Below are 19,745 nucleotides of genomic sequence, written 5' to 3'. Positions count from 1 at the left end.
GCCCGGCGCAGAACGCTACCGGGCCATAGCAGGCTTAACCCTTGCTGCGACTGCCGCCGGAACGGCCGCCGCTGGTTGCACGACCGCCGCCAGAACGACGACCGCCGGTCGGCTGTGCAACCTGACTGTGACGCTTAACGGCCCGGCGGATCTGATTCGCCTTCATACGGCGGCGATCTTTTTCCACCGCCACTTTCGATTCGGTTTCCGGTTTTAACCCCACCAGCTCGCGCAGGTAGTTAGTTTGTCCCAGATCCAGCTCCGTCCAGCCACCGCGCGGCAGACCTTTCGGCAGCGGGATATCACCGTAGCGAACGCGAATAAGACGGCTCACCTGCACGCCAACCGCTTCCCACAGTCGACGCACTTCGCGGTTGCGGCCTTCGGTCAGGGTTACGTTGTACCACTGGTTAATACCTTCACCGCCGCTGAACTTAATGGTTTTGAAGGCGGCGGGACCGTCTTCAAGCTGCACACCGCGGCCCAGATCGCGAATTTTCGCATCATCAATCTGACCGAATACGCGAACCGCGTATTCACGTTCGACTTCACGACTTGGGTGCATCAGACGGTTTGCCAGCTCACCATCAGTGGTGAACAGCATCAAGCCGCAGGTATTCACATCCAGACGCCCTACGGCAATCCAGCGCGCACCGCGTAATTTTGGCAGGCGGTCAAATACGGTCGGACGCCCTTCCGGGTCATTACGGGTGCAAAGCTCGCCTTCTGGCTTGTAATAGGCCAGCACGCGACAAATTTGTTCGGCAGATTCTTTTACCGAGATCAGGTGCCCGTCGAGGCGAATTTTAAGCGCGGGAGTCACCTCAACGCGATCGCCCAGGGTAGCGATTTTACCGTCCACGCTCACGCGTCCGGCTTCAATAATGGTTTCGATTTCACGGCGGGAGCCGTGGCCAGCACGCGCCAGCACTTTCTGTAGCTTTTCGCTCATTGAGCTTCCTTTAGGTGTCGCCTTCCCAGGCGTCTGGTATACTTTCAAATACAACGAGTTAGCTTGAAATTAAACGTAACTCACCGATCTGTAACTATTACATGGTACACAGCATGGCAAAAAACGTACCATACAAGCTGTCACACAATGATTCGTGGGCGCACATACTACATGAATTTTAGACTAAATGATTCAACAAGTTTGTGCGTTTGAGTCCTGGTACTGAATCGCCGCCGCCGTGCTTGCCGATACACTTGCCATAACATCCCCTACCTGAAATTTATCGAAGCCCCCCACAATTTTACCGGATAACCTCTTGTTTACAAAAGAAGTTTAACTTATGTCTGGTACTTATTGCGCATGCGGTTATTGTTTGTAAAATGACATCTGTGATTATTTCTATAACAAGTAAAGGGACTTATGAAACGCTTGCTTGATAACGGAGATGTAATTATCAGCACCCCTGATTACGGATTAGTTTTCTCTTTCCGTGAGGGTGAATCAATGCCAGATGATTTCCTGACTGATGCAAAGGTGGCATAAATGGGGGGAATACGTCCAAACGTTTTAGGTCGTGGGATGGCGTTGCCTGGCGATCAAACTACAACTGGCGCAAAACTCATCCCATCACTTTCTTGCGGTAACATTCTAGGTCGCCGTCCGATTGTTCTGGGTGACAAGACCACAGCTTGCCCGAAATGCGGCAAGGAAGGAAAAGTTGTTGAAGGTGAGTCACACCGCACAATTCACCAGATCCCTGTAGCAGTGGACGGGTGCGTCGTTTTATGTGGTTGCCCCTCTGGATCTAACCGTATCATAGCCCCTTTGGGATGGATCGGCCCAGGTGAATCCCCCTCTCAGGCAACAGCAAGGTATCTGGCAGAAGCGGCAACCGCAACAGCCGCTCTTGCTGCATCTCAACAGCCGCAAGCAGAGCCAGAACAACACGCCCAGACAGCGAAAAAGAAAACAGGCATCGACGCAGGTTTTGCCGTTATTCCCTACGGTGGCACCACAAAAGCCTGGCAACGTCTGTTATTCACAGGCACCCCGCCAGCAGGAGCAAAGGAGCTATTCTCTACGCTGAACGGCCCGGATGAAAAGTATAAAGCTGGGTCGATTATGCTTCTGGTTGATCCAGAAAAACAGGACGACGAGCAAATCGCCCACATGAAAGCCGCGAAAGCGCGAGTTGATGCGGCGTTAGAACCGCTGACAATTCAGGAAGCTAACTTCCTGCATAAACATAAAGACACCATTGATCTTTTTACCTCTCAAGCCAGTACGACAACAGGGATCGCCTCAGAAGCTGCGGGAAAATACTTTGAGAAGATCGAGAGTGTTCTGACCAGGATTCAGCAAGCATACAAAAATCAGTACATCACCAGCGGATCACTGATCAGTGAACAATTTTATGTTCAAAGACGGCAACTGTTTGGTGAACTCGATAGCATTCTCACGGACTTCACGCGTCACAAACTGGCATTGCAGGACTATCCGGACATCAAACGGGCGTTGGGACTTTCAACCAGTTCGATCACTCACCGCTGGAATCAAACCGGGGTTGCTGACATTGAGGGCTACGCCACTTTCATCGAGAAAGCTGCAAAGTATGTGAAAATGATGAAAACAGCTGGCTATGTCGGAATCGCACTTGATGGCGTGAACAGGCTGGATAAAATTTACGAAGCCTGCACAGTCGGGTCTGACTGCGAGAAAACGGCTTACACTGAAGTTGGCAGTTTTAGTGTGGGATTAGGCACCGGAATAGGCGCAGGTGCGCTTGTTTCGGGTTCGGTGTCGACTACGGTTTGCTCGGTTGTCTTAAGTGCATTAACTATTGAAGCCGCCGGAGCTGGAATGTTAGCTTGCGGTGTGATCTTTACCGGGGCGGCTGGATATGCTGGAGGAGAAGCAGGCGGTAAGCTTGGCGAGAAGGCTGGCGAAGTAATTTATGAGGTGACAAAGTGACAATTTCAGTTTCCGACATTCTCATAATTGGCACTTCGGGAATCATTATTTTATCTACAGTTATTATGATCGTGCTTTCCATTTTAAACAAAAAGCGATTCCTTGAAGTATGCCACTTGTACGAAAAGGAGTTTGGCTCTATTCCACTTGCTGCCGCGGTCCTAAAAGATGCCGATTTAGTAGGATTCACTGCAGGTTACTCGACAAAAATAAGCTTCATCATTCATCCGTTAATCTATGGAAAAAAATCGGCTTATAGCAAAAATGATGATGCAGCTTTCATCAGAAGCCTACCTGCAAACATCAGATACTGGTTTATTGCCGAGTTCCTGTGCTCTTTAGTTGGTTTCATTGCCCTGGTTATTGGTGGAATCTGTCTTTGGGTCGATAAGTGATTGATTCAGCAGATCTAATCATCTGCAGATTTAGAAGATTAAGCCTCATTGCGGTATAGCTGTTGGATAGCATCTCTAAAGTAAGCCAGCAGTTATGTCTGATAATGAAGCCGTCACAGCCTTAAAAATAGTGTGCATAAAAGTAGTGATACTAAGCGCTGTTAAAGCTGTCACATAAAATGATGACAGCCATAATTAATAGCGGCTCACGCCGCTATAAGAAAGGTTTAACGTCGCCCACGCCTTCACGCAAAATAACCGGCGAGTCATCGGTTAAATCGATAACCGTGGTGGGCTGCTGGCCGAGATAACCGCCATGAATAATTAAATCTACCACTTTCTCCAGTCGGTCTTTGATTTCCTCCGGATCGGATTCGGTAAACTCACTACCGGGCAGCATGAGTGACGTGGAAAGCATCGGCTCGCCCAACACTTCCAACAGCGCCAGCGCGATAGGATTTGAAGGCACGCGCAAGCCAATGGTTTTACGCTTTTCCTGCAATAAGCGGCGCGGAACGTCTTTTGTGCCTTTCAGAATAAACGTGTAGTTCCCCGGCGTATTATTTTTAATCAGACGAAACGCGACGTTATCGACAAATGAGTAGGTCGACAGCTCCGACAAATCGCGGCACATCAGAGTAAAGTTGTGACCATTTGGCAGATGACGGATGCGACAGATCCGCTCCATCGCGCCTTTATCTTCAAGCTTGCAGCCCAGCGCATAACCAGAGTCGGTGGGATAAACAATGACGCCGCCTTTGCGGACAATTTCTACGGCCTGGTTAATCAGGCGCGGCTGCGGGTTATCCGGATGAATATAAAAAAACTGACTCATACTTCCCTCTCAATCGGTATTCTGCGGCTGTTCCCATTGATGCCATATGCCTTCGACGCCTGCGGGTAGCCAGAGTTTACGTCCAAGCTCGATCCACGAGCAGGGCTGATGAAAATCGGAGCCCTGCGAGGCCAGCAAACCAAACTGGCGGGCAAGTTCTGCAAGTTGCGTACGCTCATTCGGCCCTTGCTGGCACTGCGCGACTTCCATCGCATCTCCACCACATTCGGCAAAATAGGCCAGCAGCCTTTTCAGCCACTTAGTGGAAAGATCGTAGCGCCCAGGATGGGCGACAACGGCTTTGCCGCCAGAATGATGAATTACATCAATAGCTTGATCTATTGTACACCACTGGGGAGGAACGTATCCGGTTTTCCCGCGCGCGAGGTACTTTTTAAAGACGTCAGCCATATTACCGGCTTTGCCGGCCTCCACCAGAAAACGGGCGAAGTGGCCGCGGGTTACCGCTCCACCGGCGGCAAGCCTGAGTGCGCCTTCCCAGGCCCCCGGTATATGCGCTTTTTCAAGCCGCTCGGCAATCAGTTGCGCTCGCTGTTGACGTCTTGCTTTTTGTTCGGCCAGAAAAGCAACCATCTGTGGATGGTGAATATCAATGTTGAGGCCAACAATATGAATTTCATGATTTTCCCAGACGGTAGAAATTTCTACGCCGGTAATCAGGCGCAGTGGCAGGCCTGCGCGCGCAATTTCTGCCTGAGCCGCAGGAATAGCATCTACACTGTCATGATCGGTGATCGCCAGTGTGCCGATGCGCATATCAACAGCGCGATGGACGAGTGCTTCGGCAGATAACATGCCGTCTGAAGCGGTAGTGTGGCTGTGCAGGTCGTAGATAATCGCGTAGTTGGTGTCGCTCAAAAACAGCTCCGTCAGTCTAAAAAAGGGTTAGCGAAATCATCATAACGGCTGAAGAGGATTTAATGAAATGAGCGCTTGACATTATTTTCATGAACTAGTTAACTAGTACGAAAGTTCACGATGAAAAGGTATCTGAGATGAAAGACAATTTTATTCTACGCAGCGGTTGGCGGACTCCCTGATCACGGGCTGTATCATCACGTCTGCACTTTGCAAACAGATACCCGGCCCGCCATCAGAGCGGGCTTTTTTTTGACCAGAAACGATGAGAATAACAATGCAAACGCAAAAACACACTCTCGAACTTCTGACCAGTGACGCCGTTTACCGTGAAGATCCTACCGCGCTGTTTCATCAGCTTTGCGGTGCGCGTCCGGCGACGCTGCTGCTGGAATCTGCCGATATTGACAGTAAAGACGATCTTAAAAGTTTATTGCTGGTCGATAGCGCACTGCGCATTTCGGCTTTAGGTGACACTGTCACTATTAATGCCCTTACTGATAACGGTGCTGCTTTGTTACCGCTACTTGATGCCGCGCTGCCGGCAGGGATTGTTAATGAGCATCTGTCTAACGGTCGCGTGCTGCGTTTCCCGGCGGTAAGCAGTTTACTGGATGAAGACGCCCGGCTGTGTTCCCTGTCCGTTTTTGACGCTTTCCGTCTGTTGCAGGAACTGGTTGTCGTTCCGCAAGAAGAGCGTGAAGCCATGTTCTTTGGCGGCCTGTTCGCTTATGATCTGGTAGCGGGTTTTGAGGATTTGCCGCAGCTTGAAAGTGACACCGCCTGTCCGGACTACTGTTTTTATCTCGCCGAGACATTGCTGATTATCGATCACCAGAGTAAAAAAACGCGTATCCAGTGCAGTCTGTTTACCCCGCTTGAGGATGAAAGATCGCGTCTGTCTCAGCGCATTGAAACGCTTCATCAGTTGCTGAATACCCCACCGCAACCGCTGCCGGTGGAGAAAATGGAGCAGATGCGCAGTGCCTGTAATCAGAGTGATGAAGAGTTCGGCGCAGTGGTCCGTCAGATGCAGAAAGCGATCCGTGCCGGTGAAATTTTTCAGGTAGTCCCTTCGCGCCAGTTTTCACTGCCCTGTCCCTCGCCGCTGGCCGCCTACGATGTGCTGAAGAAAAGTAATCCCAGCCCGTATATGTTTTTTATGCAGGATGATCACTTCACCCTGTTTGGCGCATCACCTGAAAGTTCACTGAAATACGATGCTGATTCGCGCCAGATTGAAATATATCCGATTGCAGGCACCCGCCCGCGCGGCCGTCGTGCTGATGGCACTCTCGACCGCGACCTCGACAGCCGGATTGAGCTGGAAATGCGTACCGATCATAAAGAGTTGTCGGAGCATTTAATGCTGGTCGATCTGGCACGTAACGATCTGGCGCGTATCTGTACGCCCGGGAGCCGTTATGTCGCTGATTTGACCAAAGTCGATCGCTATTCGTTTGTGATGCATCTGGTGTCCCGCGTGGTCGGTGAACTGCGTCACGATCTCGATGCGCTCCACGCTTATCGCGCCTGTATGAATATGGGCACCCTCAGCGGTGCGCCGAAAGTGCGTGCAATGCAGCTTATTGCCGGGGCTGAAGGCAAGCGTCGCGGCAGCTACGGCGGCGCAGTCGGGTATTTTACCGCTCATGGTGCGCTCGATACCTGCATTGTGATCCGATCGGCCTTCGTTGAAAACGGCATTGCGACAGTACAGGCCGGAGCGGGAGTCGTTCTGGACTCCGTTCCGCAGTCTGAAGCCGATGAGACTCGCAACAAGGCTCGCGCGGTACTGCGCGCTATTGCCACCGCCCATCACGCACAGGAGATTTTCTGATGGCTGATATTCTGCTGCTCGATAATATCGACTCTTTTACCTATAACCTGGCAGATCAGCTTCGTTCCAGCGGCCATAGCGTGGTGATTTATCGCAACCATGTCCCGGCACAAACGTTAATTGATCGCCTGGCAACCATGGATAATCCGGTACTGATGCTCTCGCCAGGTCCTGGCGCGCCGAGCGAGGCAGGCTGTATGCCTGAGCTGTTAACTCGCCTACGCGGCAAATTACCGATAATCGGCATCTGTCTGGGGCATCAGGCGATTGTTGAAGCGTATGGCGGGTATGTGGGCCAGGCGGGTGAGATCCTGCACGGCAAAGCATCCAGTATTGAGCATGACGGTCAGGCTATGTTTGCCGGATTGCCCTGCCCCCTGCCAGTAGCACGCTATCACTCGTTGGTGGGCAGTAATATTCCGGCCGGTTTAACGATTAATGCACACTATGACGGAATGGTGATGGCCGTACGCCATGATACTGATCGGGTGTGCGGATTTCAGTTCCATCCGGAATCGATCCTGACGACCCAGGGTGCTCGTCTGCTGGAACAAACTCTGGCATGGGCGATGCAAAAGCAGGAGCAGACGCACAGTCTGCAACCGGTACTGGAAAAACTGTATCAGGCGCAAACCCTGAGCCAGCAGGAAAGCCACCAGCTTTTTTCTGCGGTGGTTCGCGGTGAGTTGAAGCCGGAGCAGCTCGCGGCGGCGCTGGTGAGCATGAAAATTCGCGGCGAGCATCCTAATGAAATCGCCGGCGCGGCCACGGCGCTGCTGGAGAATGCCGCCCCGTTCCCGCGTCCGGATTACCCGTTTGCCGACATCGTCGGAACCGGGGGCGACGGTAGCAACAGCATTAACATCTCCACCGCCAGCGCGTTTGTCGCTGCCGCCTGCGGCATGAAAGTGGCGAAACACGGTAACCGTAGCGTCTCCAGCAAGTCCGGATCGTCGGATCTGCTGGCCGCCTTCGGCATTAATCTCGATATGAACGCAGATAAGTCGCGTCAGGCGCTGGACGAGCTGGGCGTTTGCTTCCTGTTCGCACCGAAATATCATACCGGCTTTCGCCATGCCATGCCGGTCCGCCAGCAACTAAAAACCCGTACTCTGTTTAATGTTCTGGGGCCGCTGATTAACCCGGCGCATCCTCCGCTGGCGCTGATTGGTGTATATAGCCCTGAACTGGTGCTGCCGATTGCTGAAACCCTGCGCGTGCTGGGCTACCAGCGCGCTGCTGTCGTTCATAGCGGTGGAATGGATGAAGTCTCTCTCCACGCCCCAACGGTGGTCGCTGAACTGCATAACGGCGAAATCAAAAATTATCAGCTCACCGCCGCTGACTTTGGGCTGATGCCCTATCGTCAGGAAGAGCTGGCCGGGGGCACACCTGAAGAAAACCGTGACATTTTGACACGCTTACTTCAGGGTAAAGGTGAGACCGCACATCAGTCCGCAGTCGCGGTAAACGTGGCGATGCTAATGCGTCTACACGGTGAAGAAGATTTACAGGCTAACGTTCAGAAAGTGCTGAGCGTATTGCGCAGCGGCGCGGCATTCGATCGCGTGACTGCACTGGCAGCAAGAGGGTAAATGATGCAAACCGTTTTAGCGAAAATCGTCGCCGATAAGACGATATGGGTAGAAGCCCGCAAACAGCAGCAGCCGTTGGCCAGCTTTCAGAACGACATTGTGCCCAGCCAGCGTGATTTTTACGCCGCGTTACAGGGCGCACGGACCGCATTTATTCTCGAATGCAAAAAAGCCTCGCCATCAAAAGGCGTGATCCGTGATGATTTTGATGCCGCACGCATCGCCGGGATCTATAAGCACCATGCTTCGGCGATTTCGGTATTGACCGATGAGAAGCATTTTCAGGGCAGCTTTGATTTTCTGCCGATTGTCAGCGGCATCGCTCCGCAGCCGATCCTGTGCAAGGATTTTATCGTTGATCCCTACCAGATTTACCTGGCGCGTTTTTACCAGGCAGACGCCTGCCTGCTGATGCTCTCCGTGCTGAATGACGAACAGTACCGTCAGCTCGCCGCCGTTGCCCACAGCCTGAACATGGGCGTGTTGACCGAAGTCAGCAATGAGGATGAGCTGGAGCGCGCCATTGCGCTTGACGCAAAAGTGGTGGGCATTAATAACCGCGACCTGCGCGATATGTCTATCGATCTCGATCGCACGCGCCAGCTGGCGCCGCGTTTAGGTCATGGCGTAACGGTCATCAGCGAGTCAGGCATCAGCACTTACGCCCAGATACGCGAGCTAAGCCGCTTCGCCAATGGTTTTTTGATTGGCTCAGCCCTGATGTCGCATGAGGATCTCAACGCCGCCGTGCTGCGCGTTCTGCTGGGCGAAAATAAAGTGTGCGGATTAACCCGGGCCGACGATGCCCGGGCGGCACACGCGGCTGGCGCAATTTATGGCGGGCTGATTTTTGTTTCCGCGTCGCCCCGGGCTGTTGATCAACATCAGGCCCGTGAAGTAATGGCTGGCGCACCGCTGCGCTATGTCGGTGTTTTTCGCGATGCCGAAGTGTCACAGGTGGTTGCAACGGCCATTGACCTGGGCCTTGCCGCAGTTCAACTGCACGGCAATGAAGATGCCAGCTATATCGCCGCACTGCGTGTACAGCTCCCGGCGGCAATAGAAATCTGGAAGGCGCTTAGCGTGAGCACGACCTTGCCGGCGCGCGATTTTGATCATGTAGATAAATACGTATTAGATAACGGTCAGGGCGGGAGCGGCAAACCGTTCGACTGGTCGCTACTTGCAGGCCAGGATCTGCGTAATGTTCTGCTGGCGGGCGGTCTTGGACCCGACAACTGCGTCACCGCCGCAGGCACCGGCTGTGCCGGTCTTGATTTTAATTCTGGCGTAGAGTCTGCTCCAGGTATCAAAGATGCCAGTAAACTGGCCTCGGTTTTTCAGACGCTGCGCGCCTATTAAGGAAGTGAAGATGACAACATTATTAAATCCGTACTTCGGTGAGTTTGGTGGTATGTACGTACCGCAGATCCTGATGCCCGCGCTGCGTCAGCTTGAAGAAGCGTTTGTCAGTGCGCAAAAAGACCCTGAGTTTCAGGCCCAGTTCACCGATTTACTGAAAAACTATGCCGGTCGTCCGACCGCGCTGACGAAATGCCAGAATCTAACCGCCGGAACCCGGACCACGCTTTATCTTAAGCGGGAAGATTTGTTGCACGGCGGCGCACATAAAACCAACCAGGTGCTTGGCCAGGCGTTATTGGCTAAGCGTATGGGTAAGACAGAAATCATTGCTGAAACAGGCGCAGGCCAGCACGGTGTGGCCTCGGCGCTGGCCAGTGCGCTACTCGGGCTTAAATGTCGCATTTATATGGGGGCCAAAGACGTTGAGCGCCAGTCGCCAAACGTGTTCCGTATGCGACTGATGGGTGCTGAAGTGATCCCGGTGCACAGTGGTTCCGCTACCTTGAAAGATGCCTGTAATGAAGCCCTGCGCGACTGGTCTGGCAGCTATGATACCGCCCACTATATGCTGGGTACTGCGGCAGGCCCGCACCCGTTCCCGACAATCGTGCGTGAATTCCAGCGCATGATTGGCGAAGAGACTAAAGTCCAGATCCGTGAGAAAGAGGGTCGCCTGCCGGATGCGGTTATTGCCTGCGTCGGCGGTGGCTCTAATGCTATCGGCATGTTTGCGGATTTTATTGAAGAGTCAGAGGTCGGCTTGATTGGCGTAGAGCCAGCGGGTCACGGTATTGAAACCGGAGAACACGGCGCGCCGCTAAAACATGGTCGGGTCGGCATCTATTTCGGCATGAAATCGCCAATGATGCAGACTGATGAAGGCCAGATTGAGGAGTCATATTCACTCTCAGCCGGGCTCGATTTCCCGTCGGTCGGCCCACAACATGCCCATCTTAACAGCATTGGTCGCGCGGAGTATGTTTCTATTACCGACAACGAAGCGCTGGACGCCTTTAAGGCGCTGTGTCGTGAGGAGGGCATTATTCCGGCGCTCGAATCCTCACACGCCCTCGCCCATGCGCTAAAAATGATGCGCGACGATCCACAAAAAGAGCAGCTGCTGGTGGTTAACCTTTCCGGTCGCGGCGACAAAGACATTTTCACCGTACACGATATTCTGAAAGCGCGAGGCGAAATCTGATGGAACGTTATGAACAGTTATTTGCCCGACTGAAAGACCGTCGGGAAGGCGCTTTTGTCCCGTTTGTGACGCTTGGCGATCCGTCCCCGGAACAGTCGCTGAAAATTATTGATACCCTGATTGCTGCGGGCGCTGATGCCCTGGAGCTGGGCATTCCGTTCTCCGATCCGCTGGCCGACGGCCCTACCATTCAGAACGCCACGCTGCGCGCATTTGCCTCAGGCGTGAATACCAGTCAATGCTTTGAAATGCTGGCAACCATTCGTCAGAAATATCCGGACATTCCCATTGGGCTACTGATGTATGCCAACCTGGTATTTAGCGGAGGTATTGATGAGTTCTATGCCAATTGTGAACGTGTGGGCGTGGACTCGGTGCTGGTAGCAGATGTGCCTGTTGAAGAGTCGGCTCCATTTCGTCAGGCGGCGCTGCGTCATAACGTTGCGCCGATCTTTATCTGCCCGCCGAATGCTGATGATGAGTTACTGCGCCAGATTGCCTCGCACGGCCGTGGTTATACCTATTTACTGTCACGGGCGGGCGTCACCGGCGCTGAAAATCAGGCCGCCCTGCCGCTGCATCATTTGGTGGAGAAACTGACAGAATACAACGCGGCCCCACCGCTACAGGGCTTTGGTATTTCGTCACCGGAACAAGTCACGGCTGCCATCAGCGCCGGGGCTGCCGGAGCCATATCCGGATCGGCCATTGTCAAGATCATTGAAAACAATCTCAATGCGCCCGAGAACATGCTGACCGAACTTAGCGCCTTTGTGCAAAAGATGAAGGCGGCTACGCCACACGCCTGATAGTCAGGCCGTCCGGCTAACGTCGGGCGGCGCTCTTTTTTCCGCCCTCGCCGCGTTCGCCTCGTCAAATCCTGAATGAATTAACACTAGTATACCTGTAAAGACAGAATTGAGGGCGACCGCACAAAAGAAGGGGTTGATTATGAAGATGATAAAGATTATCTTTCTCACTACCGAATAGTTGAGCGAAATACTCGGGTATTCGGTACGACATTGCTCACATTGCTTCCAGTATCACTTGCCCGCCTTTACGGCGGGCTTTTTTTTAGCGACCTGCATGTGCTACAGAGAACGCAGACGCCCGTTTCTCACTCTTCATTAAATCCCAGGTAATAAAAAATAATCCCACCATAAAGGGAATTTCATACAACTCCTCAATCAGATCCTGGTACTGTTTAACATGTAAAAACAGCGGCGCAATCAGACGATGGTGTTCAACGGCGTCAGAGATCAGGAAAGTCAGCACCACGATAATCATCATCCAGAGCGGGATTTCAGCAGTGCGTAATTTCAGGGCAATCTCTTTACGCAATACTGAAGACAAAAAGACTGGCAGCACCAGGCCCGCAATTAAGAGCACGGAGATAATTCTGAAGACCCATTTGGGATCTTCCGGGAAATAGACTCGCCCCCAACTGGTGCTTCTTCCCAGCAGAACGACCCACCACACGACGGCCCAAAGCCAGAACTGGCGTGCGCCATTATCTAACGATAGTGGTTTAATATAGGCAGCCGTAAAGACCGCGCCAAACAACAGCCACAGCGCCTGACCATTTTCAATCCAGTCAACGACTTTACCGTGTAGTAGCGGGAAGTGGAGGTCTGCTGCGAAGGGAAACAGGACTGCTAACAGCAGCAAAAATAATGCCGCCGCAGAAAATTGTGTTTTCAGTGTCATATGCCGTCATTACTTAAGGACAAATTAAGGAAAATCTTAGACGACGATAATAACCTTTTTGTACCAATACGCATTGTTTAAGTGTGCCTGTTATGGCTTCTGTCGCATAAAAGGCTTTTATCGTTAAAACCCGCCTGCGGAATACGCGGCGGTAACTGGCCGATAACGGCCAGTTTGTAACAAAAAATCAGAAGCGATAGCCGCCTGAGAACATAAAGACCCACGGATCAAGTCGCGTATTCACATTCTGCTGAACGCCATTTGCTTTGAATTTGACCTCGGTATCAATATCCATATACCAGACTGACATATTAATTAGCCAGTTGCGGTTAATAAGATAATCCAGACCAACCTGACCCGCCGCGCCCCATGAATCTTTTAAATGTAGATCGGATAATCCCGCTGCTTTACCAGTGCTGTTAAAACTTTCGTCAAAGAAGGTGGTGTAGTTAACACCCGCACCGATATACGGCCGAACCTGACTGCTGGCGTCGCCGAAGTACCACTGCGCCATCAAACTGGGCGGGAGATGATGAACCGTGGCGATATCGCCCGTCGGCCCGGTACCGACTTTATGCCGAAACGGTGTTGCTGCCAGCAGCTCCACCCCAACATTGTCGGTCGCCATCCAGCTAAACGTCAGCCCCAGCTGCGTATTGTTATCAACATTAAATCCGCCGAGGCTGTTAAGAACATTGTCTGAACCCGCCGTAGGCCGTACCGTTGCCGAACCGGCACGGATAAAAAATTCACCGGCGTCATGCGCCCAGACATTCCCAGAGAGACTGCTTAAAATCAATGCTGCCACCGCACTCTTTTTCATATCCACTCCATCGTTATGGTTTTCTCAAGCGCGTGAAATATACCCATAAAGCGGTAAAAGTGATCTAACAGAGATCACATTTAATCCTTAGATTTAACATTCATTGATCTGGATTAATTTTTACGTTCTGAAACAGACTTTAGTTTTTGCACCTCGATCAATTTTGCCAATTATTTGCATAAGCGAAATTCCCCCTCTTTGTTCAATACCTGAACTGACGCAGGACCTATTCAGTGACGATCGCGCGCGTTTTTCCCATAGCCACGATTAAAACCTCCGTTCAACAGTGGGTTGTTTGATCTGTGCGGCTCACCGAGTCTTACCGCGCCTTTACAAAGCCAGACCATTACTTACGTTTACTGATGCTGCCACTGATGCATTATCCAGGGTACAATCGTCCGCTTAACAACAGCTGCAATACTCAAGGAGAGTGCATGTCTATCACGGCGAAGTCCGTTTACCGTGACACGGGTAATTTTTTTCGTAATCAGTTCATTACCATTTTGCTGATTGCTTTATTGTGTGCATTTATCACGGTAGTGCTTGGCCATGCTTTTTCACCCAGTGAGGAGCAGCTTTCAATCCTGAGCAGCGGAGACAACCTGGCCGCCAGCGGCGGGTTATTTGACCTGGTGCAGAGCATGACGCCTGAGCAGCAGCGGGTCTTGCTCCATGCCTCGGCTATTTCCACCTTTTCCGGTCTGGTCGGCAATGCGCTGTTAGCGGGGGGCGTTCTGCTGATGATCCAGCTGATCTCTGCTGGTCAACGCGTTAGCGCCCTGCGCGCGATTGGTGCCAGTGCGCCGGTGCTCCCTAAGCTGTTTTTGCTTATTCTGTTGACCACTTTTTTGGTGCAAATAGGCATTATGCTGATTGTGGTGCCGGGAGTTATCCTGGCGATCATTCTGTCTTTTGCGCCCATTATTCTGGTGCAGGAGAAGATGGGCATCTTTGCTTCACTGCGTGCCAGTATGCGTCTGGCATGGGCGAATATGCGTCTGGTCGCCCCCGCGATTATTTTCTGGCTGCTGGCCAAAACGCTGCTGCTGATGATGGCATCCCATTTCGCCGCGCTCACACCGCTGCTGGGTGCCGTAGTCGCTAATACAGTCAGTAATTTGATTTCCGCGATACTGCTTATTTATCTGTTTCGCCTGTACATGCTTATTCGCTCTTAACCCTGTCGCCCGCCAGGCGGGCGTTACTATTACGGAATCGTTGTATGAAGCAGTTTCTGGATTTTTTACCGCTGGTCGTCTTTTTTGCCTTTTACAAACTGTACGACATCTACACGGCGACCACCGCGCTTATCGTCGCCACGGCTGTGGTCCTGATCTACAGTTGGATACGCTACCGTCGGGTCGAAAAAATGGCGCTAATCACCTTTGTGCTGGTGGCGGTGTTTGGTGGACTGACGCTGTTCTTCCATAATGACGAGTTTATTAAATGGAAAGTCACGGTGATTTACGCTCTGTTTGCCGGCGCGCTGCTGTTTAGCCAGTGGGTGATGAAAAAGCCATTGATCCAGCGCATGCTCGGCAAAGAGCTGACGCTGCCTGCGGCAGTGTGGGCAAAGCTGAACATCGCCTGGGCGCTGTTTTTCATTGTTTGCGGCCTGGCTAACATCTATATCGCTTTCTGGCTGCCACAAAATATCTGGGTTAATTTTAAAGTCTTTGGGCTGACCGCCTTAACGCTGGTATTTACGCTGCTTAGCGGTATTTATATCTACCGGCACATGCCGCAGGACGAGAAATCCGCAAAATGACAATCGCCAATGAGTTAGCACAGGGTGAGCTGGTTTTACGGACTCTGGCGATGCCTGCCGATACCAACGCCAACGGCGACATTTTTGGCGGCTGGCTGATGTCACAAATGGATATGGGTGGGGCTATTCAGGCCAAAGAAATCGCGCAGGGTCGCGTAGTGACGGTGCGCGTCGACGGCATGACCTTCCTGCGGCCGGTCGCGGTGGGCGACGTCGTATGCTGTTATGCCCGCTGCATCAAACGCGGTACAACCTCGATCACGATTAACGTTGAAGTGTGGGTCAAGAAAGTGTCGTCGGAGCCGATTGGCCAGCGTTACAAAGCAACTGAAGCGTTATTTATCTATGTGGCGGTAGATAGCGACGGTAAACCACGACCGCTGCCAGCGGCGTGATCTATCGCCCGGCGCAGGCCGGGCGATGATAATCACATAAAGCCCAGCAGTGAAAAAAAGAAGTAGCCAATCACCAAAACTATGATGGGCGTAATGTATAACGGTATGATTTGCAGAAAGATCGTGTGGCGCGGCACCACAATGCGCGATTCGATTTGTTGCCGGGTCATCCCCTCTGCGCCCTTCGCCTTTTCAAGGATCATCTGGTCCTCAACCCCTTCACGCACGAAGCGCGCCTGACGGCTCATCCGCGCTCCGGATGCCTGTAGCGCCAGCCCAACGAAAATAAGCGCAAAGATAACCCAGAACATCAGATTAAGGCCGTGGCTGAACTGCGGCTGCGGCGAGTTAAACCAGAAGAAATTCAGGAACGGCGTGTTGAAACGCATCATTTCAATCATGACGTGGGCAAAGTCCAGCATCACGGCATTTATGCCCGCCTGCTTTTCGCTTTGCGCATACATAAATTTCAGCACTGAAATCAGGGTAGAAACGACTGCTGGAATAAAAATCACCCAACCGGCGATCCGTTTGATGATGGCGATGCGTCCAGCTTGTTGATACGTCATGGATTCCCCTTATAAAGACGCTTTGTTATCGCTGCTAATTCTACCCGCTGATACCCGATTTCGCCCGATTTTTAAAAGCAATGTGCTATAACAACCTCTGTATTGAAATGGAAACGACAGTCTGAATACTTTGCATTAGCGGATAAGCCCGCGCTGGCGCAGTGAAAAACGTATGCAAAGCGGGATGGACAGAACTCCTGAGGAGGGGTGCAATGACGACTCAGCGACAAATTCTTGCCGCAATTTTTGATATGGATGGCCTGCTCATTGATTCTGAACCTTTATGGGACCAGGCGGAACTGGAGGTGATGGCGGATCTTGGCGTCGACATTTCCCGGCGCAATGAGCTGCCGGATCTGCTGGGACTGCGGATCGATATGGTCGTGGCGTTATGGTATGACCAGCAGCCGTGGCGGGGGCCGGGGCGCGATGAGGTCACTGCACGCATTATACGCCGTACCATGGATCTGGTTGCCGATGCGCGTCCGCTGCTACCCGGCGTCCGTGAGGCCATTGCACTCTGTAAAGCTGAAGGGCTGAAAGTGGGTCTTGCTTCCGCATCACCGCTGCTAATGCTGGAAAATGTGCTGAGCATGTTTGACTTACGTGATGATTTTGATGCCCTCACCTCGGCCGAAAAACTGCCGTTCAGTAAACCGCACCCGCAAGTGTACCTCGACTGTGCAGCAAAATTAGGCGTCGACCCGCTTTGCTGCGTGACGCTGGAGGATTCTGTTAATGGCATGATTGCCACCAAAGCCGCGCGAATGCACTCAATTGTGGTACCGGCTGAAGAAACTGCGCACGATCCGCGCTATGCGCTGGCCGATGTTAAACTGCTTTCCTTAGTCGATTTAACCGCCGCGCATTTACGCCGTTAATTTCGTTGGGCATTCTTATTGAATGCCCTCTTGACCCCATCCTCACACCGCCACGTAAATTGTGACATTGAGTTACAACGTCACCTCTTTCGCATACTGTATAAAAACCCTATACTGGATGAAATAACAGTTTAGCGGGTCCACTATTTATCATGACGGCGGAAGGGCACCTTCTTTTTTCTATTGCCTGTGCGGTTTTTGCCAAAAACGCCGAGCTTACCCCTGTGCTCGCGCAGGGAGACTGGTGGCATATTATTCCGTCTGCCATTCTGACGTGTCTTTTGCCGGACATCGATCATCCGCAGTCATTTCTTGGGCAGCGCCTTCGCTGGATCTCAAAGCCCATCGCCCGGGCCTTTGGCCATCGTGGCTTCACTCACAGTTTATTAGCCGTTTTTTGCGGTCTGACAATTTGCTATTTTAAAGTCCCGGCAAGCTGGGTTATTCCGGCTGACGCCGTACAAGGGCTGGTACTGGGTTATCTGAGTCATATTCTTGCCGATATGCTGACGCCTGCCGGAGTGCCGTTGTTATGGCCCTGCCGCTGGCGCTTTCGTCTTCCCATCCTGGCGCCACGCAAAGGTAATCAGCTTGAACGCGTACTGTGTATGGCGCTATTTGCCTGGGCTATCTGGATGCCGCAGAATCTGCCAGATAGCAGCGCGGTACGCTGGTCATCAGGCGTGATCAATACGTTGCAAACCGGGTTTTATCGCTTAATTAACCAACCGTAAAGGTGATATATCAGGCGTTTTTATTCTTTAGCTATAAGCCATTCCATTTGGATATAAGACCCGTGTCACACTTCTGCTACTCTTGCGCCATCTGAGTCGGCGTTTCTAAGCCGACCATTATAAACAGGAGAACGGGGATGAATTTTCCATTGATAGCGAACATTATCGTGTTCGTCGTTTTGTTGTTTGTGCTGGGGCAAACCCGTCACAAACAGTGGAGTCTGGCAAAAAAAGTGCTGGCCGGTCTGGTACTGGGCGTGGTATTTGGCCTGGCGTTGCAGATGATTTATGGCGACGACAGTTCGGTACTGAAAAGCTCTATTCAGTGGTTCAATATCGTCGGTAATGGCTATGTTCAGCTGCTACAGATGATCGTGATGCCTCTGGTATTTGCCTCAATTCTGAGTGCCGTTGCCCGCCTGCATAACGCTGCACAGCTGGGTAAAATAAGCGTACTGACTATCGGCACCCTGCTCTTTACCACCCTTATTGCCGCGCTCGTCGGCGTGCTGGTCACCAACCTGTTCGGTCTTTCAGCCCAGGGGCTGGTTCAGGGCGTGGCGGAGACGGCGCGTCTGAGTGCCATTGAGAGTAACTATGCGGGGAAAGTGGCCGATCTGAGCGTGCCTCAGCTTATTCTCTCTTTTGTTCCGAAGAATCCTTTTGCCGATCTCACGGGTGCTAATCCCACCTCCATCATCAGCGTGGTAATTTTCGCCGCCTTCCTCGGCGTGGCGGCACTGAAGCTGCTGAAAGATGACGTTGCCAAAGGTCAGCGCGTATTAACCGCCATCGATACGCTGCAAAGCTGGGTAATGAAACTGGTCCGCCTGGTGATGCAGGTAACACCATACGGTGTGCTGGCGCTAATGACTAAAGTGGTGGCCGGTTCTAATTTGCAGGATATCATTAAGCTGGGAAGCTTTGTTGTCGCGTCCTATCTGGGCCTGGCCATTATGTTTGTGGTTCATGGCATTCTGCTGGGCGTAAACGGGGTCAGCCCGCTGCGCTATTTCCGCAAAGTATGGCCGGTACTCACGTTCGCCTTCACCAGCCGTTCCAGCGCAGCAAGCATTCCGCTGAATGTTGAAGCGCAAACGCGTCGTCTGGGCGTACCGGAATCCATAGCCAGCTTCTCAGCCTCGTTCGGTGCCACCATTGGTCAGAACGGCTGTGCCGGCCTGTACCCGGCGATGCTGGCGGTAATGGTTGCGCCTACCGTAGGTATTAACCCGTTAGATCCGATGTGGATTGCAACGCTTGTCGGCATTGTCACCGTGAGTTCTGCGGGGGTAGCCGGTGTGGGCGGTGGCGCGACGTTCGCCGCACTGATTGTCCTGCCGGCAATGGGACTTCCGGTTACGCTGGTGGCCCTGCTGATCTCTGTGGAACCGCTGATTGATATGGGTCGTACCGCACTGAATGTCAGCGGATCGATGACCGCCGGAACGCTTACCAGCCAGTGGCTGAAGCAGACGGATAAAAGCATTATGAACAGCGAAGAAGAAGTCGAGCTGGCTCATCGTTAAACGTCAGGCCGGGCGCTCTGCCCGGCTACAATGCCCCAGCCCGGTTCGCCGGGCGCATTCTATTTTACTCTGTAATATCTTCTTCCTGGCGCATCTGCGTCGCCCAGCGCTGCGCGGACTCAGGAATAGTAAACGCCTGAGAGCGTGCAAAAGTCTCGCCCGTAAACACGAACGCAACATATTTACCGCGTAAAATCCACACGTCCTGAAAACCCTCCATCTTGACCGCATGTTCAGGCGGCGCGGGTTCAATACGCGGCACGTAGCTGATGACAGGACGATTTTGTTGTCGAAGTGTTTTCATAA

General features: G+C 52.4%; 21 protein-coding genes and 1 other annotated feature. Of the genes, 14 read left to right on the top strand and 7 right to left on the bottom strand.

Features of this window, described 5'->3' with window-relative positions; translation table 11 throughout:
• Window positions 1-34: 34 nt before the first annotated feature.
• Entirely contained in the window at window positions 35-952 is a 918-nt protein-coding gene (rluB, locus tag AC791_RS11000; RefSeq protein WP_049840478.1) for a 23S rRNA pseudouridine(2605) synthase RluB, read from the bottom strand.
• 420 nt (window positions 953-1,372) lie between these two features.
• On the opposite strand from rluB, the gene AC791_RS20870 reads away from it, so the two are divergent.
• Genes AC791_RS20870 through AC791_RS10990 form a run of 3 tightly spaced genes read left to right on the top strand, consistent with a single transcriptional unit; the run spans window position 1,373 to window position 3,318 of the window.
• Entirely contained in the window at window positions 1,373-1,495 is a 123-nt protein-coding gene (locus AC791_RS20870) for a hypothetical protein (protein ID WP_265597049.1), read from the top strand.
• On the top strand, window positions 1,496-2,923 hold the full coding sequence (locus AC791_RS10995; protein ID WP_148677789.1) for a PAAR domain-containing protein: 1,428 nt from the start codon (window positions 1,496-1,498) through the stop codon (window positions 2,921-2,923).
• A complete protein-coding gene (locus AC791_RS10990) occupies window positions 2,920-3,318 on the top strand; it encodes a hypothetical protein (RefSeq protein ID WP_049840477.1) in 399 nt (132 codons plus the stop codon). The genes AC791_RS10995 and AC791_RS10990 overlap by 4 nt, the downstream gene beginning before the upstream one ends.
• Before the next feature lie 214 nt (window positions 3,319-3,532).
• Here AC791_RS10990 and AC791_RS10985 read toward each other — a convergent pair whose 3' ends face one another.
• Complete coding sequence (locus tag AC791_RS10985) at window positions 3,533-4,153, bottom strand: L-threonylcarbamoyladenylate synthase (protein WP_049840476.1); 621 nt, start codon at window positions 4,151-4,153, stop codon at window positions 3,533-3,535.
• Window positions 4,154-4,162: 9 nt separating this feature from the next.
• Window positions 4,163-5,032 carry an RNase RNM gene (gene rnm, locus AC791_RS10980; RefSeq protein ID WP_049840475.1) on the bottom strand — a complete coding sequence of 290 codons (870 nt, stop codon included), beginning with the start codon at window positions 5,030-5,032 and terminating at the stop codon, window positions 4,163-4,165.
• 158 nt (window positions 5,033-5,190) lie between these two features.
• Window positions 5,191-5,286, top strand: a sequence feature (Trp leader region).
• Window positions 5,287-5,309: 23 nt separating this feature from the next.
• Here rnm and AC791_RS10975 point away from each other — a divergent pair.
• The 5 genes from AC791_RS10975 to trpA are packed head-to-tail and all read left to right on the top strand — an operon-like array spanning window position 5,310 to window position 11,842.
• Complete coding sequence (locus tag AC791_RS10975) at window positions 5,310-6,872, top strand: anthranilate synthase component 1 (protein ID WP_049840474.1); 1,563 nt, start codon at window positions 5,310-5,312, stop codon at window positions 6,870-6,872.
• Complete coding sequence (gene trpD / locus AC791_RS10970) at window positions 6,872-8,467, top strand: bifunctional anthranilate synthase glutamate amidotransferase component TrpG/anthranilate phosphoribosyltransferase TrpD (protein ID WP_049840473.1); 1,596 nt, start codon at window positions 6,872-6,874, stop codon at window positions 8,465-8,467. The genes AC791_RS10975 and trpD overlap by 1 nt, the downstream gene beginning before the upstream one ends.
• Before the next feature lie 3 nt (window positions 8,468-8,470).
• Window positions 8,471-9,829 (top strand): bifunctional indole-3-glycerol-phosphate synthase TrpC/phosphoribosylanthranilate isomerase TrpF, encoded by a 1,359-nt coding sequence (gene trpCF, locus AC791_RS10965; RefSeq protein ID WP_049841604.1) that lies wholly within the window; start codon window positions 8,471-8,473, stop codon window positions 9,827-9,829.
• Between the two features lie 10 nt (window positions 9,830-9,839).
• Complete coding sequence (gene trpB, locus AC791_RS10960; protein WP_049840472.1) at window positions 9,840-11,033, top strand: tryptophan synthase subunit beta; 1,194 nt, start codon at window positions 9,840-9,842, stop codon at window positions 11,031-11,033.
• The gene (gene trpA / locus AC791_RS10955; protein WP_049840471.1) at window positions 11,033-11,842 is read left to right on the top strand and encodes a tryptophan synthase subunit alpha; all 810 of its coding nucleotides are present in this window, start codon (window positions 11,033-11,035) and stop codon (window positions 11,840-11,842) included. Before trpB ends, trpA begins: the two co-directional genes overlap by 1 nt.
• Window positions 11,843-12,107: 265 nt before the next feature.
• On the opposite strand, the gene AC791_RS10950 is transcribed toward trpA, so the two are convergent.
• Entirely contained in the window at window positions 12,108-12,740 is a 633-nt protein-coding gene (locus AC791_RS10950; protein ID WP_049840470.1) for a hypothetical protein, read from the bottom strand.
• A gap of 187 nt (window positions 12,741-12,927) precedes the next feature.
• A complete protein-coding gene (ompW, locus tag AC791_RS10945) occupies window positions 12,928-13,563 on the bottom strand; it encodes an outer membrane protein OmpW (RefSeq protein WP_049840469.1) in 636 nt (211 codons plus the stop codon).
• A gap of 434 nt (window positions 13,564-13,997) precedes the next feature.
• On the opposite strand from ompW, the gene AC791_RS10940 reads away from it, so the two are divergent.
• From AC791_RS10940 to yciA, 3 genes are read left to right on the top strand one after another with little or no spacing between them, the layout of a single operon-like run.
• Window positions 13,998-14,741: a YciC family protein gene (locus AC791_RS10940; protein WP_049840468.1), complete on the top strand. Its 744-nt coding sequence runs from the start codon at window positions 13,998-14,000 to the stop codon at window positions 14,739-14,741.
• Window positions 14,742-14,785: 44 nt separating this feature from the next.
• Window positions 14,786-15,331, top strand: coding sequence for a septation protein A (locus tag AC791_RS10935; RefSeq protein ID WP_049840467.1), 546 nt, complete (start codon window positions 14,786-14,788; stop codon window positions 15,329-15,331).
• Window positions 15,328-15,726: an acyl-CoA thioester hydrolase YciA gene (gene yciA / locus AC791_RS10930; protein WP_049840466.1), complete on the top strand. Its 399-nt coding sequence runs from the start codon at window positions 15,328-15,330 to the stop codon at window positions 15,724-15,726. Before AC791_RS10935 ends, yciA begins: the two co-directional genes overlap by 4 nt.
• Window positions 15,727-15,758: 32 nt before the next feature.
• Here yciA and AC791_RS10925 read toward each other — a convergent pair whose 3' ends face one another.
• Window positions 15,759-16,295 carry a YniB family protein gene (locus tag AC791_RS10925; RefSeq protein ID WP_049840465.1) on the bottom strand — a complete coding sequence of 179 codons (537 nt, stop codon included), beginning with the start codon at window positions 16,293-16,295 and terminating at the stop codon, window positions 15,759-15,761.
• 212 nt (window positions 16,296-16,507) lie between these two features.
• On the opposite strand from AC791_RS10925, the gene hxpB reads away from it, so the two are divergent.
• From hxpB to AC791_RS10910, 3 genes are all read left to right on the top strand, one after another.
• Window positions 16,508-17,176, top strand: coding sequence for a hexitol phosphatase HxpB (hxpB, locus tag AC791_RS10920; protein WP_049840464.1), 669 nt, complete (start codon window positions 16,508-16,510; stop codon window positions 17,174-17,176).
• A 152-nt stretch (window positions 17,177-17,328) separates the two neighbouring features.
• Entirely contained in the window at window positions 17,329-17,910 is a 582-nt protein-coding gene (locus AC791_RS10915; protein ID WP_049840463.1) for a metal-dependent hydrolase, read from the top strand.
• A gap of 137 nt (window positions 17,911-18,047) precedes the next feature.
• The gene (locus AC791_RS10910) at window positions 18,048-19,439 is read left to right on the top strand and encodes an L-cystine transporter (RefSeq protein ID WP_049840462.1); all 1,392 of its coding nucleotides are present in this window, start codon (window positions 18,048-18,050) and stop codon (window positions 19,437-19,439) included.
• Window positions 19,440-19,503: 64 nt separating this feature from the next.
• On the opposite strand, the gene cedA is transcribed toward AC791_RS10910, so the two are convergent.
• The gene (cedA, locus tag AC791_RS10905; RefSeq protein ID WP_049841603.1) at window positions 19,504-19,743 is read right to left on the bottom strand and encodes a cell division activator CedA; all 240 of its coding nucleotides are present in this window, start codon (window positions 19,741-19,743) and stop codon (window positions 19,504-19,506) included.
• Window positions 19,744-19,745: the final 2 nt, after the last annotated feature.

The sequence above is a fragment of the Klebsiella sp. RIT-PI-d genome (genome assembly GCF_001187865.1).
Taxonomy (GTDB): Bacteria; Pseudomonadota; Gammaproteobacteria; order Enterobacterales; family Enterobacteriaceae; genus Superficieibacter.
The sequence above is the reverse complement of the archived record's forward strand: the minus strand, read 5'-3'. Positions and strand labels throughout refer to the sequence as shown.

Excerpts from the sequence above, each read along its gene's own strand:
- ompW (WP_049840469.1), bottom strand. The coding sequence starts at position 13,563 with ATGAAAAAGAGTGCGGTGGCAGCATTGATTTTAAGCAGTCTCTCTGGG.
- rluB (WP_049840478.1), bottom strand. The coding sequence starts at position 952 with ATGAGCGAAAAGCTACAGAAAGTGCTGGCGCGTGCTGGCCACGGCTCC.
- AC791_RS10925 (WP_049840465.1), bottom strand. The coding sequence starts at position 16,295 with ATGACGTATCAACAAGCTGGACGCATCGCCATCATCAAACGGATCGCC.
- trpCF (WP_049841604.1), top strand. The coding sequence starts at position 8,471 with ATGCAAACCGTTTTAGCGAAAATCGTCGCCGATAAGACGATATGGGTA.
- AC791_RS10985 (WP_049840476.1), bottom strand. The coding sequence starts at position 4,153 with ATGAGTCAGTTTTTTTATATTCATCCGGATAACCCGCAGCCGCGCCTG.
- AC791_RS10940 (WP_049840468.1), top strand. The coding sequence starts at position 13,998 with ATGTCTATCACGGCGAAGTCCGTTTACCGTGACACGGGTAATTTTTTT.
- hxpB (WP_049840464.1), top strand. The coding sequence starts at position 16,508 with ATGACGACTCAGCGACAAATTCTTGCCGCAATTTTTGATATGGATGGC.
- AC791_RS10935 (WP_049840467.1), top strand. The coding sequence starts at position 14,786 with ATGAAGCAGTTTCTGGATTTTTTACCGCTGGTCGTCTTTTTTGCCTTT.
- trpA (WP_049840471.1), top strand. The coding sequence starts at position 11,033 with ATGGAACGTTATGAACAGTTATTTGCCCGACTGAAAGACCGTCGGGAA.
- AC791_RS10950 (WP_049840470.1), bottom strand. The coding sequence starts at position 12,740 with ATGACACTGAAAACACAATTTTCTGCGGCGGCATTATTTTTGCTGCTG.
- AC791_RS10995 (WP_148677789.1), top strand. The coding sequence starts at position 1,496 with ATGGGGGGAATACGTCCAAACGTTTTAGGTCGTGGGATGGCGTTGCCT.
- AC791_RS10915 (WP_049840463.1), top strand. The coding sequence starts at position 17,329 with ATGACGGCGGAAGGGCACCTTCTTTTTTCTATTGCCTGTGCGGTTTTT.
- yciA (WP_049840466.1), top strand. The coding sequence starts at position 15,328 with ATGACAATCGCCAATGAGTTAGCACAGGGTGAGCTGGTTTTACGGACT.
- trpD (WP_049840473.1), top strand. The coding sequence starts at position 6,872 with ATGGCTGATATTCTGCTGCTCGATAATATCGACTCTTTTACCTATAAC.
- AC791_RS10910 (WP_049840462.1), top strand. The coding sequence starts at position 18,048 with ATGAATTTTCCATTGATAGCGAACATTATCGTGTTCGTCGTTTTGTTG.
- cedA (WP_049841603.1), bottom strand. The coding sequence starts at position 19,743 with ATGAAAACACTTCGACAACAAAATCGTCCTGTCATCAGCTACGTGCCG.
- AC791_RS10975 (WP_049840474.1), top strand. The coding sequence starts at position 5,310 with ATGCAAACGCAAAAACACACTCTCGAACTTCTGACCAGTGACGCCGTT.
- AC791_RS20870 (WP_265597049.1), top strand. The coding sequence starts at position 1,373 with ATGAAACGCTTGCTTGATAACGGAGATGTAATTATCAGCACCCCTGAT.
- trpB (WP_049840472.1), top strand. The coding sequence starts at position 9,840 with ATGACAACATTATTAAATCCGTACTTCGGTGAGTTTGGTGGTATGTAC.